Raw genomic sequence first — 12,398 nt, forward strand, 5'->3', positions numbered from 1 at the left:
CGCGCCCGGCTTTGGTGGCAGGGACGGCGCGATCCACGAGACGCGCTGCCATGCCGTTCTTCATCCGCCGTTCCGCATCCCAAACCCCCCCACGGAGATTCACGATGAAAGGCACGCTTACCCGTACCGCCGCCGCCTTGCTGGCGCTTGGCCTGACCTGCGCCCCGGCGCTGGCCGCCGACGAGATCAAGATCGGCTTCCTCACCACCCTGTCCGGCCCCGGCGCCTCCCTTGGCTCCGACGTGCGCGACGGCTTCAAGCTGGCGTTGACCCATTCCGGCGACAAGCTGGGCGGCCTGCCGGTGAAGCTGGACGTAGTCGATGACCAGCAGAACCCGCAGACCGGCCGCCAGACGGTGGAGCGCTTCCTCAAGCGCGACAAGGTGGACCTGGTGACCGGCGTGGTCTTCTCCAACGTGCTGCTGCCGGTGCTGCCGGGCATCCTGCAGGCCAATGTGCCCTACCTGTCGGTGAACACCGGTCCGCGCGACTACGCCGGGGAAAAGTGTGACCCCAACTTCTTCGCCGTGGCCTGGCAGAACGAAGACATTCCGGCGGCCATGGGCAAGTTCGCCACCGACAAGGGTTACAAGCGCGTCGCCATGATCGCGCCCAACTACCCCGGTGGCCGCGAATCCCTGGATGGCTTCAAGCGCCTCTACAAGGGCGAGATCGTCGAGGAGATCTACACCAAGCTCGGCCAGCTGGACTATGCCGCCGAGCTGGCGACCATCCGCGTCGCCAAGCCGGACGCGGTGTTCTTCTTCCTGCCGGGCGGCATGGGCGTGAACTTCATCAAGCAGTTCGACGGTGCCGGCCTCAACAAGCAGATGGCGCTGCTCGCCCCCGGCTTCTCGGCGGACGAAGACACCATCAAGGCGGTGGGCGAATCCATCGTCGGCCTGTACAACTCCTCCCAGTGGGCAGCCGACCTGGACAACCCGGCGAACAAGCGCTTCGTCGCCGACTTCGTGAAGACCTACGGCCGCACGCCGACCATGTACGCCGCCCAGGCCTACGACACTGCCCTGCTGATCGACAGCGCGGTGAAGAAGGTCGGCGGCAAGATCGAAGACCATGCGGCCTTCCAGAAGGCGCTGAAGGCGGCGGACTTCCAGTCGGTACGCGGCAAGTTCAGCTTCAACAACAACCAGTACCCCATCCACGATCTGTATATGCGCGAGGTCTACAAGACCGCGGACGGCAAGATCACCAACAAGACGGTGAGCACGGTGGTGCAGGGCTACAAGGACCCGTTTGCCGGCGAGTGCAAGATGGGCGGCTGATCCCGGCGGCGGGATGGCGCGGCCGGACGGCCGCGCCGGTGTTTTTCGCAAGATGGGCGCGGTGGCCGCAAGGCTCCGCGCCCTTCGTCCTTCTTACAGCAGGGCTTCGGCGGAAACGATGACGCCGTCCTCGTCCGCGTACAGATAGTGGCCGGGCGCGAAGGTGACGCCACCGAAGGTGACGGGTATGTCGACCTCGCCGACGTTGCGCTTGATGGACTTGCGCGGATGGGTGCCGAGGGCGAACACGCCCAGGTCCATGCCGCCCAGCATCTTGGAATCGCGGATGCAGCCGTACACCACCACGCCCGCCCAGCCGTTCTTCACGCCCAGCTCGCCGAGCTGGTCGCCGACCAGGGCGCAACGCTGCGAGCCGCCGCCATCCACCACCAGCACGCGGCCATTGCCGGGCGAGGCGAGGGCGGTGCGGACGAGGGCGTTGTCCTCGAACAGCTTGAGGGTGGAGATGGGGCCGCCGAAGGCGCTACGGCCGCCAAAGCTGCGGAACATGGGGGCGACGACGCTGACCTTGTCTTCGTGGGCGTCGCACAGATCTGCGGTCTGAATGGCGAGGGACATGCTGGCTCCGTGATGAGGCGGGGACAAACCGGAAGCGGGGTCCGGACCCGGCGGCGCCGGGGCGTCCGCATCATAACGGATGCTGAGGGAGCTTCGGGCGGCCCGCCGGCCGTCCGTTGTAGGACAGCCGACAGGGCCGAACGCGACAAGTCGCGCGAAGGACTCAGACCGGACCGCGTGCCTCGCGCACCGCGTTGGTCTTGGTGGCCACCACTTCGTCCCAGCCCACGGTCGGATACTTGGGGGCGTAGTCACCAAAGGCAGCCGCCACGGTCAGCACCTTGTCGGCGGCGGACTGGCCCTTGAAGTCGCCCTTTTCCAGCTTCAGCTCATCGATCAGCTCGTTCCACACCATGCCGTCCTGCAGCGGGATCAGAGTGGCGGAACTGCCATTGAACTCGGTGAACAGCGGCTTGGCGACGTTCACCACGAAGAACAGCAGCTTGCTGTCGGGGGTGAGGTCGGCACCGTACTTCTGGAAGAAGAGCGGCACTTCATCGATGTCGTTCAGCATGCCGCCGGCCATGACGACCTTGTCGCCATCCGACAGCAGCACCGCGCCCCGCATCACCACCGTGGGCGGCTTGCGGCGGCCCGCCGCATCACCGACCTCGCCTTCGACCAGGACAAGCTCGCCCCGGTAGGCGGCCTTGCCGGCCTCGCTGGTGGCTTCCTTGAAGTTCATGTTGAACAGCAGCCCTTGTTGCTCATAGCGGTCGAACAGCATCTAACACTCCTGCTTGGTTTGAGTTAAGAAATGCCAAGCAGTCCTGCAATAACCGCGCCAGGAGAAAGGAAATAGGGCTGGACATGACCGGGGGAAGGGAGCGCGTCCGCCAAGAACGGAGCCGAAGCAGGGCACAAAAAAACAGCCCCATAAAGGGGCTGTGTTGCCTGTGACCTTGCTGCGGGATCAGGCGGTGACCGCCTCCGTCTCGTCGAACACCAGCTTGACCTTCTGCTCGTCGTCCAGGTCGATGGTGACCCTGCCGCCGTTGACCAGCCGGCCGAACAGCAACTCGTCCGCCAGCGCCGACCGGATGGTGTCCTGGATCAGACGGGCCATCGGGCGGGCACCCATCAGCGGGTCGAAGCCCTTCTCCGCCAGCCAGGTCTTCAACTCGTCGGAGAAGTGGGCCTCGACCTTCTTCTCGTGGAGCTGGGCTTCCAACTGCATCAGGAACTTGTCCACCACCCGCAGGATGATCTCGTTGTCCAGCGCCTTGAACGGGATGATGGCGTCCAGGCGGTTGCGGAATTCCGGTGAGAACATCCGCTTGATCTCCGACATCTCGTCGCCCACCTCGCGCTTGGCGGAGAAGCCGATCACCGACTTCTGCATCACGTCCGCCCCTGCGTTGGTGGTCATGATCACGATCACGTTGCGGAAATCCGCCTGTCGGCCGTTGTTGTCGGTCAGCGTGCCATGGTCCATGACCTGCAGCAGGATGTTGTAGATGTCCGGATGTGCCTTTTCGATTTCGTCAAGCAGCAGTACGCAATGCGGCTTCTTGGTGATCTGCTCGGTCAGTAGCCCGCCCTGGTCGAAGCCGACATATCCCGGTGGCGCGCCGATCAGCCGGCTCACCGCATGACGTTCCATGTATTCCGACATATCGAAGCGCACCAGCTCGATGCCCAGCGTATAGGCAAGCTGGCGGGCCACTTCCGTCTTGCCGACGCCGGTGGGGCCGGAGAACAGGAAGGAACCGATCGGCTTCTGCGGGTTGCCCAGGCCGGAACGCGACATCTTGATCGCCTTGGCGAGCGCGTCGATGGCGTTGTTCTGGCCGAACACCACGTTCTTCAGGTCGCGGTCCAGCGTCTTCAGCGCGGCCTTGTCGTCGTTGGACACGGTGCGCGGCGGGATACGGGCGATCTTGGCGACGATCTCCTCGATCTCGTTCTTGCCGATGGTCTTCTTCTGCTTGGACTTCGGCAGGATGCGTTGGGCCGCGCCCGCCTCGTCGATCACGTCGATGGCCTTGTCGGGAAGGTGACGATCGTTGATGTACTTGGCCGACAACTCCGCAGCGCTGGACAGCGCCGAACTGGAGTACTTGACGCCGTGATGCTCCTCGAAGCGGCTCTTCAGCCCCTTCAGGATTTCCACCGTTTCATTCACCGATGGTTCGACCACATCGACCTTCTGGAAACGCCGGGACAGGGCGTGATCCTTCTCGAAGATCTGACGGAACTCGGTGTAGGTCGTCGCGCCGATGCACTTCAACTGACCGGAGGAGAGCGCAGGCTTCAATAGGTTGGATGCATCCAGGGTGCCGCCGGAGGCTGCACCGGCACCGATCAGCGTGTGGATCTCGTCGATGAACAGGATGGCATCCTGGTTCTCGACCAGTTGCTTCAGTACCGCCTTGAGGCGTTGCTCGAAGTCGCCGCGGTACTTGGTGCCGGCCAGCAGGGCACCCATGTCCAGCGAATAGACTTGCGCATTCTCCAGGATTTCCGGCACGCGGCCTTCGACGATGCGGCGGGCCAGACCTTCGGCGATCGCGGTCTTGCCAACGCCAGCCTCGCCGACCAGCAGCGGGTTGTTCTTGCGCCGACGGCACAGGGTCTGGATGACGCGCTCGACTTCCTTCTCGCGGCCGATCAGCGGGTCGATCTTGCCCACCAGCGCTTGCTGGTTGAGATTCTGCGTGTAGTTTTCCAGCGCGCCGCCCGGGGCCTTCTCCTCGTGCTCCTGCTCGCCCTGTTCGGACTCGCTGCGTCCGGAAGGCGTGCCCGCACCGTGTTGGGGCGTCTTGGCGATGCCGTGGGAGATGAAATTCACCACGTCGAGGCGGGAGATGTTCTGGCGCTGCAGGAAATAGACCGCATGCGAATCCTTCTCGCCGAAGATTGCGACCAGCACATTGGCGCCGGTCACTTCCTTCTTGCCGGAGGATTGCACATGGAGGATCGCGCGCTGAATCACACGCTGGAAGCCAAGGGTCGGCTGGGTATCGATCTCTTCGCTACCTTCGACCTTCGGCGTGTGCTCGTTGATGAAGTTGGTCAACTCGCGCCGCAGTTCGTCCAGATTGGCTGCGCAGGCGCGCAGAACCTCGGCGGCGGAAGGATTGTCGAGCAGGGCGAGCAGCAGATGTTCCACGGTGATGAACTCGTGGCGTTTCTGCCGAGCCTCTACGAAGGCCATATGCAGACTGACTTCAAGCTCTTGCGCGATCATTCAGTTTTCCTCCATCACGCATGCCAGCGGATGCTGGTGCTGGCGGGCATAGGAGACGACCTGTTCCACCTTGGTCGAGGCGATGTCCCGGGGGAAGACACCGCACACCCCCATACCCTCTCTGTGGACTTGGAGCATGACCCGCGTGGCACGTTCGCGGTCCATGCCGAAATATTTCTGGAGGACGACGATCACGAAATCCATGGGTGTGAAGTCATCGTTCAACAGAAGCACCTTGTACATCGGCGGCGGACGGGTGCGCGTCCGTTGCGCTTCCAACACGAAATCGTCTTGTTTATGCGTGGCCATGCGGACCATTCTAATCAAGTCGAAGCAGAGTGCAACACGCCGCCACGGGACCTATTTGGGGGTATTCCGGCAATTTGCAACACCCCTGAATGCGGTGCCGCAGCGAGGTTCTGCCGCCCTTCTCAAAGCCAGAAACGTGCCATCAAAAAGGTGCAAATCCGGCTGCCGTATTGATGCAACGCAGAATTATGAGACTGGAAAGAAATCGTTGACGGTGTGCTGACAAGTGCGTAAAAGCTAGCCGGTGCATCGTTCAAGACGTAATGCGCTGGTTCTGTTTGTTGTGGCCGTCCCTTCGGTCCGAATCGGCAGTGCTGGTTGCGCTTGACTTGACATGAAGCATCGGCCGGGAGGGACCCGGTCTTGTACCAAGTAACTTTAAGGATTAGGGCAATATGGCAACTGGCACTGTTAAGTGGTTCAATGATTCCAAGGGCTTCGGCTTCATTACCCCTGACGATGGCAGCGAAGACCTGTTCGCGCACTTCTCGGCCATCAACATGAGCGGCTTCAAGACCCTGAAGGAAGGCGAGAAGGTTTCCTTCGAGGTCACGCAGGGGCCCAAGGGCAAGCAGGCTTCCAACATCCAGAAGGCCTGATCGTCTCGGCGGGGCCGTCGCTTACAGGCAACGGTCTGCCAGAAAAAGCAGAAGGCCGCCGGGGAACCGGCGGCCTTCTGCTTTTTCTGGAGTGCGTACGGCCGATGCCGTAGGTGTTACGGGGCGGGCTGGGCCCGCCCGGTGCTGCTTACTTCAGTTTGACTTCCTTGTACGGCACGTGCTTGCGAGCAACCGGGTCATACTTGTTGAACTCGAGCTTACCCGGGGTGGTGCGCTTGTTCTTAGAGGTCGTGTAGAAATGACCGGTGCCGGCAGTGGATTCCAGCTTGATCTTTTCGCGGATGCCTTTGGCCATGGCTTTCTCCGTTCTGTTCGGTACGGCGGGGTGGACCCGCGGTTACAGCTTCTCGCCGCGGGCGCGAAGCTCGGCAACGACGACGTCGATGCCTTTCTTGTCGATGGTGCGCAGACCCGCGTTGGAAACGCGCAGGCGGATCCAGCGGTTTTCGCTCTCGCTCCAGAACCGGCGGTTTTGCAGGTTGGGCAGGAAGCGGCGCTTGGTTTTGTTGTTGGCGTGGGAAACGTGATTTCCCACCATCGGTGCTTTACCGGTCACTTGGCAGACGCGAGCCATACGATGCTCCAGGGGAATTCGGATTGCGAAAAGCGTTCGAATATACCGTAGGTGACTAGGCAAAAGCAAGACCTTGAACGAGCATGCCTCATGCCCGGGCAGGGGAGCCGAACCGGATTCACCTGCGTAGCAGTCCGTGCTCGGCGAAAGAGTAGGGGCGACCATGGGCTGGGATAATGAAATGGTCCAGAACCCGGACATCCACCAGCCCGAGCGCGTCCGTGAGCGTGCGGGTGAGTACCTGGTCAGCGGTGCTCGGTTCGGCGGCCCCCGAGGGGTGATTGTGGGCGAGGATGACCGCCGCGGCGTTGCGGGACAGGGCGAGCTTCACTACCTCGCGGGGATAAACGCTGGTCTGCGTCAGCGTTCCCCTGAAGAGATCCACCGCTTCGATCAGGCTGTGACGGGCGTCCAGCAGTAGCACGCAGAAGGTCTCATGGGGAAGGTGACCCAGCCGCAGTTGCAGCCACTCGCGCACTGCAGCGGGCGAGTCGAAGATGTCACGCTCGCTGAGGCGTTCGCTGAGGGCGCGGCGGGCCAGTTCCATCACCGCCTGCAGTTGGGCATACTTCGCCAGCCCCATGCCGGGGATGGCCGAGAACTCTTCGGCGCCGGCCGCGCAGAGGCGGGTCAGCGTGCCGAAATGGGCGATGAGGTCGCGGGCCAGGTCCACCGCACTGCGGCCTTTCACTCCGACGCGCAGGAACAGCGCGAGCAGTTCTGCATCCGACAGGGCGTCCGGGCCGCGGCTGAGTAGTTTTTCCCGCGGTCTTTCTGTTTCGGGCCAGTCCGTGATCGCCATCGCCTTATCCTGTTTGGGTACAACCCGATTTTAGCTGAATGTCATGATTGATCTGCAAGGCAAGAAACTGGTGCTGGGAGTGACCGGCGGCGTGGCGGCCTACAAGGCGGCGGAATTGGTGCGTCTGCTGGGCAAGGCCGGCGCCGAGGTACACGTGGTGCTGACCGAGGCTGGCGCGCATTTTGTCGGCGCGCCGACCTTTCAGGCCCTGTCCGGCAATCCGGTGTGGACCGACCTGTGGGACGTCCGCATGGACAACGGCATGGCACACATCGATCTCAGCCGCGACGCGGACGCGATCCTGGTGGCGCCGGCGACGGCAGACTTCATCGCCAAGCTGGCGCAGGGACGGGCGGACGACCTGCTTTCCACCCTGTGTCTGGCACGCGACTGTCCGCTGCTGCTGGCGCCGGCGATGAACCGGCAGATGTGGGAGCACCCGGCAACCCGCCGCAACGCCGACACCGTCGCCGCCGACGGCGCGGTGCTGTTCGGCCCCGCCGCGGGCGACCAGGCCTGCGGCGAGATCGGCATGGGGCGCATGGAGGAGCCGGAGGCGTTGCTGGAACGCACGCTTGCCTTTTTCACGCCGAAGCAACTGGCGGGGCGCAAGGTGGTGCTGACTGCCGGCCCCACCTTCGAGGCGATAGACCCGGTGCGTGGGATTACCAACAGCAGCTCCGGCAAGATGGGCTATGCGCTGGCCCGCGCCTGTATTCGCGCCGGGGCCGAGGTGATACTGGTCAGCGGGCCGGTGGCGCTGCCAGTACCGCCTGGCGCGCGGCGGGTGCCGGTGGCGAGCGCGCTGCAGATGCGCGATGCGGTGCTGGCGGCATTGCCGGGCACGGACGTCTTCATCGGTGTGGCCGCGGTAGCGGATTACCGGCCGGCGGAGTCGGCCGAGCACAAGATCAAGAAATCCGCAGTCGACCGCAGCCTGGCGCTGACGCCCAATCCGGACATCCTGGCCGAAGTCGCCGCGCTGCCGGATGCGCCCTTCTGCGTCGGCTTCGCCGCCGAGAGCCGCGATCTCGACACTTATGCCGAAGGCAAGCGCCGCAACAAGAAGCTGCCGCTGCTGGTCGGCAACCTGGTGGGCGATGGCCTGGGCGGCGACGACAACACCATCATCCTGTATGACGATGCTGGCCGCCATCCGCTGCCGCGGGCGCCCAAGGCTGAGTTGGCGCAGCACATCGTCACCCACCTTGCTGCCTTGCTGGATGCGCGCGCCGCGTCCGGCAAGGTGGTCTGACGCAACCAAGGAACCCAAATGCATCGCATCGACGTCAAGCTTCTCGACCCCCGCCTCAAGTCGCATCCGCCGGCCTACGCTACGGCCGGTTCCGCCGGACTGGACCTGAGGGCCTGTCTGGATGCGCCGGTGGTGCTGCACCCGGGCGAGACTACGCTGGTCCCGAGCGGCCTGGCCATCCACCTGGCCGATCCCGGGCTGGCGGCGATGGTGCTGCCGCGTTCCGGCCTGGGACACAAGCACGGCATCGTGCTCGGCAACCTCGTCGGCTTGATCGATTCGGACTACCAGGGCCAGATCTTCGTCTCGGTGTGGAACCGCGGCCGGGACGCCTTCACCATCCAGCCGATGGAGCGCATCGCTCAGCTGGTGGTGGTGCCGGTGCTGCAGGTGGGGTTCAACGTCGTCGATGACTTTGCGGCGAGCGACCGAGGCGCCGGTGGATTCGGCAGCACCGGCAAGCACTGAGGTGCGGCGGCACGCCGGGATCCCGACCGGCGTCCATGTCGTCTGCGAACGGGGAGGCCGGGTATTGCTGATGCGCCGCGCCGGCACCGGCTTCTTCGATGGCCTCTACAGCCTGCCTGGCGGGCATGTGGAGGAGGGCGAGTCGGTGCGGGCCGCGGCGGCGCGGGAGCTGGCCGAGGAGACGGGCCTGAGGGTGCAGGCGGGGGCGCTGGAGTGGCTGGGCGTGGTGCATCGCCGCTCCGACAGCAACCGCATCGATTTCTTCCTGCGCGCCCGCGAATGGCAGGGCGAAGCGCAGATCCTGGAGCCGGACAAGTGCGACCGCTTGGTCTGGTGCGACGCGGCCGCAGTGCCGGCGGAAACCGTGCCTTATGTGCGTGTCGCGTTGAGCCAGCCGCAGGCGCCGTGGATGCTGGAGCTGGGCTGGTAGGTGCTGCCCGGGCGGCGGGATGAAGCAGAAGGGCCGGCAATTGCCGGCCCTTGCCACGTCTGTCGTGCGCCTGGAGCAGCCTGCAGGTCAGCCCAGCATGTCCGCCCAGATGTTGCGCGCCCAGGACAGCGCGTATTCCCCTTCCAGCTCGCTGGCTGCGGTTGATACGCCGCCTGCGCCGGCAACCGGCACCGGCTGTTTCTTCTCTGCGTCGTACTGGTGCACCGAGGCGATGTGGATCACCCGCTTGGCATCGACGAAGCTGTAGCAGGTGTTCATCACCACTGGTGCCGGGTTGGGCGCCTCGCCAGCGAGCAGGTTGAGAATGGCGGCGGTGGCGACCTTGGCATGCTGGTTGGCCATGTGGCCGGACTTCGGCATGGCCGGGCCGGGGAACAGTGCGTCGCCTAGCACGTGCACGCCGGGAACGCCCTTGGCCTCGTAGCTCAGCCAGTCGATCTCCACCCACCGCTCATTGAGCAGCGGCAGGCCGGCGTTGCGGGCGATGTCGCCGGCGCGCATCGGCGGGATCACGTTCAGCACGTCGGCGTGGATCCTGTCGAACTCCAGCTCCGCCGTCAGGCTGGCGGCATCCACGCTGCGCAGCTCGCTGTTCGGGTGGTACTCCAGCAGCGCGCCGTACTCGGCGAAGGCGGCGGTGAACAGCGCTTTCTTGGACTGGATCTCCGGGTTGGCGTCGAACACCAGCACCTTGGATTTGGGTTTGTTGCGGCGCAGGTAGTCGGCCACCACACTGGCGCGCTCGTAGGGGCCGGGCGGGCAGCGGTAGGGCGTCTGGGGGATGTGCATGGCGAAGACGCCGCCGTCTGGCATGGCTTCCAGTTGCTGGCGCAGCAGCACCGTCTGGCGGCCGGCTTTCCAGGCGTGGGGAATGCGCTCCTGCTGGCCGTCCAGGCCGGCGACCGCGCCGGGAATGAAGTCGACGCCAGGGGAGAGCACCAGGCGGTCGTAGCTCAGCGTACCGCTGGCGGAGGTATGGACCTGGCGGCTGGTGGTATCGATGCGGGTGACTTCGTCCTGCACCAACCTCACGCCCCAGCGGCTGCGCAGGGTGTCGTAGCCCACCGTGATGTCGCCCATCTGCTTCACGCCGCCCACCACCAGGTTGGAGATGGGGCAGGAGATGAACACCGGGTTGCGCTCCACCAGGGTGACGGCGACGGTGCCCTGGCTCCACATGCGCAGGTATTTGGCGGCGGTGGCGCCGCCGTAGCCGCCGCCGACGATGACTACATGGCCCGCATTGCGGCTGCCACCGCCGGCGCAGGCGGAGAGGCCCGCCAGCATCGTGCTTCCGGCGGCCAGCGCGGCGGCGGACTTGATGAAGTTGCGTCTGCTCGACATGGCTGCGCTCCGGATCAGTGGCGGGTGGAGAGGTGATCGACGATCAGTGCGATCTGCTCGTCGGAATAGCCCTTGGCGATCTGGTGCATGATCGTCGCCGGCCGTTTGCCCGCCTTGAAATCCTGCATCTTCTGCAGCAGTTCGGCGCGGGATTGTCCGGCCAGCCGCGGCATCGCGCCGGTGCTGGCGCCTTCGGTGCCGTGGCAGCTGGCACAGGTGGCGGCGAGGTTGCGCGCCAGCTGCGGGTCCTGCGCCCGGGCGGCGGTCGCGGCCAGGACGCAGAGCGCGGCGCCCAGCATGGTATGAAGCTTCATCGGTCTCTCCTGGTTCTCCTGGGTTTGGGGGCGCGCAACGATGGGCTGCGAGTATATCCCGGCGGAATGAGCGGATCGGGCCGCGGGCTCGCCGGCCTGCCTCCGACAAGATGGGGTGGGCAGGCGTTCTCGGCCGCCGCGCGTCGCGGCGCCGCCAAGGGATATGCGCGTCTGTCCTGGCTATGCCCTTGGCGTGGATTCTCCGGGTTTGCCACGCCGCACGGAGGGCGAGCCGGGCGTATTGGAAAAATAGCTCGCGGCGCTAAGGTAAAATGTGCGGTTTCGCGTTCCAAGCCGCTGCGCTGTAGCCCCGGGCGGGTAAGGGAAAACGCGTTCATGAACAGGAGAAGCAGATGGACCACAAGCGCAGGGATACCCTGAAGGCGGGCGGCGGGCTGGGCATTTTCGGCCTGCTGGTCGCGGCTGGCCTGATCAAGCCGGAACTGGCCGAAGCGGCCTGGAACAAGAGCGCCTTCGAGGCCAAGAACCTGGAAAGTGCGCTGGCGGCGCTGGGTGCCGGCAAGCCGGGCGACAGTGCGGATGTGCAGCTGAACACGCCGGACATCGCCGAGAACGGCGCGGTGGTGCCGGTGGGCGTGATCAGCAAGCTGCCCAACACCGAGCAGATCGCCATCCTGATCGAGAAGAACCCCAATCTGCTGGCGGCCAAGTTCGAGATTCCCGCCGGTACCGCGGCCGAAGTGCAGACCCGGGTGAAGATGGGCCAGACCTCCGACATCTACGCGGTGGTGAAGGCGGACGGCAAGTTCTACGTTACCAAGAAGGAAGTGAAGGTCACCCTCGGCGGCTGCGGCGGCTGAACCGGGCACAGGAGAAAGAGAATGGCAAACCCGATGCGTATCCGCGCCGCGGTGAAGGATGGCTTTACCGAAGTGCGCGTGCTCATGTCCCACGTCATGGAAACCGGCCAGCGCAAGGATTCCAGCGGCGCGCTGGTGCCGGCCCACTTCATCACCGAGCTCACCGCCAAGCACAACGACAAGGTGGTGCTGTCGGCCCAGTTCGGCCCCTCGGTGTCCACCAACCCCTACCTGTCCTTCAAGTTCGAGGGCGGGGCCAAGGGCGACAAGATCGTCGTCAGCTGGGTGGACAACAAGGGCGACAGCCGCAGCGACGAAGCCCAGATCGCCTGACGGGGCCGCGTGCCGGGCCTCGCCGGCCACGCCGCGGGCCCTTGGCGGTCCG

General features: G+C 64.8%; 16 protein-coding genes. 7 read left to right on the forward strand and 9 right to left on the reverse strand.

Features of this window, described 5'->3' with window-relative positions:
* The first annotated feature begins 104 nt into the window (after positions 1 to 104).
* Positions 105 to 1,286, forward strand: a complete 1,182-nt coding sequence (locus C7389_RS12715; protein WP_133591969.1) for an ABC transporter substrate-binding protein — start codon at positions 105 to 107, stop codon at positions 1,284 to 1,286.
* Positions 1,287 to 1,379: 93 nt separating this feature from the next.
* Here the strand turns inward: C7389_RS12715 and rraA are convergent, their stop codons facing one another.
* The 4 genes from rraA to clpS all read right to left on the reverse strand — a co-directional run bounded on the left by rraA (position 1,380) and on the right by clpS (position 5,364).
* The gene (gene rraA / locus C7389_RS12720; protein WP_133591971.1) at positions 1,380 to 1,865 is read right to left on the reverse strand and encodes a ribonuclease E activity regulator RraA; all 486 of its coding nucleotides are present in this window, start codon (positions 1,863 to 1,865) and stop codon (positions 1,380 to 1,382) included.
* A 163-nt stretch (positions 1,866 to 2,028) separates the two neighbouring features.
* Entirely contained in the window at positions 2,029 to 2,592 is a 564-nt protein-coding gene (locus C7389_RS12725) for a hypothetical protein (RefSeq protein ID WP_133591973.1), read from the reverse strand.
* A 186-nt stretch (positions 2,593 to 2,778) separates the two neighbouring features.
* Entirely contained in the window at positions 2,779 to 5,055 is a 2,277-nt protein-coding gene (gene clpA / locus C7389_RS12730; protein ID WP_133591975.1) for an ATP-dependent Clp protease ATP-binding subunit ClpA, read from the reverse strand.
* A complete protein-coding gene (clpS, locus tag C7389_RS12735) occupies positions 5,056 to 5,364 on the reverse strand; it encodes an ATP-dependent Clp protease adapter ClpS (protein ID WP_133591977.1) in 309 nt (102 codons plus the stop codon). It lies immediately after the preceding gene.
* A 395-nt stretch (positions 5,365 to 5,759) separates the two neighbouring features.
* On the opposite strand from clpS, the gene C7389_RS12740 reads away from it, so the two are divergent.
* Positions 5,760 to 5,963, forward strand: a complete 204-nt coding sequence (locus tag C7389_RS12740) for a cold-shock protein (RefSeq protein ID WP_107493706.1) — start codon at positions 5,760 to 5,762, stop codon at positions 5,961 to 5,963.
* Positions 5,964 to 6,111: 148 nt separating this feature from the next.
* On the opposite strand, the gene rpmG is transcribed toward C7389_RS12740, so the two are convergent.
* The 3 genes from rpmG to radC all read right to left on the reverse strand — a co-directional run bounded on the left by rpmG (position 6,112) and on the right by radC (position 7,360).
* Positions 6,112 to 6,279, reverse strand: coding sequence for a 50S ribosomal protein L33 (rpmG, locus tag C7389_RS12745; RefSeq protein WP_004335521.1), 168 nt, complete (start codon positions 6,277 to 6,279; stop codon positions 6,112 to 6,114).
* 42 nt (positions 6,280 to 6,321) lie between these two features.
* Positions 6,322 to 6,558: a 50S ribosomal protein L28 gene (rpmB, locus tag C7389_RS12750; protein ID WP_133591978.1), complete on the reverse strand. Its 237-nt coding sequence runs from the start codon at positions 6,556 to 6,558 to the stop codon at positions 6,322 to 6,324.
* 118 nt (positions 6,559 to 6,676) lie between these two features.
* Positions 6,677 to 7,360: a RadC family protein gene (radC, locus tag C7389_RS12755; RefSeq protein ID WP_133591980.1), complete on the reverse strand. Its 684-nt coding sequence runs from the start codon at positions 7,358 to 7,360 to the stop codon at positions 6,677 to 6,679.
* Between the two features lie 43 nt (positions 7,361 to 7,403).
* Here radC and coaBC point away from each other — a divergent pair, with 43 nt between their 5' ends.
* The 3 genes from coaBC to C7389_RS12770 are packed head-to-tail and all read left to right on the forward strand — an operon-like array spanning position 7,404 to position 9,513.
* On the forward strand, positions 7,404 to 8,615 hold the full coding sequence (gene coaBC / locus C7389_RS12760; protein WP_133591982.1) for a bifunctional phosphopantothenoylcysteine decarboxylase/phosphopantothenate--cysteine ligase CoaBC: 1,212 nt from the start codon (positions 7,404 to 7,406) through the stop codon (positions 8,613 to 8,615).
* 18 nt (positions 8,616 to 8,633) lie between these two features.
* Positions 8,634 to 9,083 carry a dUTP diphosphatase gene (gene dut, locus C7389_RS12765; RefSeq protein ID WP_133591984.1) on the forward strand — a complete coding sequence of 150 codons (450 nt, stop codon included), beginning with the start codon at positions 8,634 to 8,636 and terminating at the stop codon, positions 9,081 to 9,083.
* Position 9,084: 1 nt separating this feature from the next.
* Positions 9,085 to 9,513, forward strand: coding sequence for an NUDIX domain-containing protein (locus tag C7389_RS12770; protein ID WP_281275382.1), 429 nt, complete (start codon positions 9,085 to 9,087; stop codon positions 9,511 to 9,513).
* An 87-nt stretch (positions 9,514 to 9,600) separates the two neighbouring features.
* On the opposite strand, the gene C7389_RS12775 is transcribed toward C7389_RS12770, so the two are convergent.
* Positions 9,601 to 10,878 (reverse strand): NAD(P)/FAD-dependent oxidoreductase, encoded by a 1,278-nt coding sequence (locus C7389_RS12775; RefSeq protein ID WP_133591988.1) that lies wholly within the window; start codon positions 10,876 to 10,878, stop codon positions 9,601 to 9,603.
* A gap of 14 nt (positions 10,879 to 10,892) precedes the next feature.
* On the reverse strand, positions 10,893 to 11,192 hold the full coding sequence (locus tag C7389_RS12780) for a c-type cytochrome (RefSeq protein ID WP_133591990.1): 300 nt from the start codon (positions 11,190 to 11,192) through the stop codon (positions 10,893 to 10,895).
* 353 nt (positions 11,193 to 11,545) lie between these two features.
* On the opposite strand from C7389_RS12780, the gene soxY reads away from it, so the two are divergent.
* Positions 11,546 to 12,013, forward strand: a complete 468-nt coding sequence (gene soxY / locus C7389_RS12785) for a thiosulfate oxidation carrier protein SoxY (RefSeq protein ID WP_133591992.1) — start codon at positions 11,546 to 11,548, stop codon at positions 12,011 to 12,013.
* A gap of 21 nt (positions 12,014 to 12,034) precedes the next feature.
* Positions 12,035 to 12,346, forward strand: a complete 312-nt coding sequence (soxZ, locus tag C7389_RS12790; RefSeq protein WP_133591994.1) for a thiosulfate oxidation carrier complex protein SoxZ — start codon at positions 12,035 to 12,037, stop codon at positions 12,344 to 12,346.
* Positions 12,347 to 12,398: the final 52 nt, after the last annotated feature.

This window comes from Azoarcus indigens (genome assembly GCF_004361735.1).
Taxonomy (GTDB): domain Bacteria; phylum Pseudomonadota; class Gammaproteobacteria; order Burkholderiales; family Rhodocyclaceae; genus Azoarcus; species Azoarcus indigens.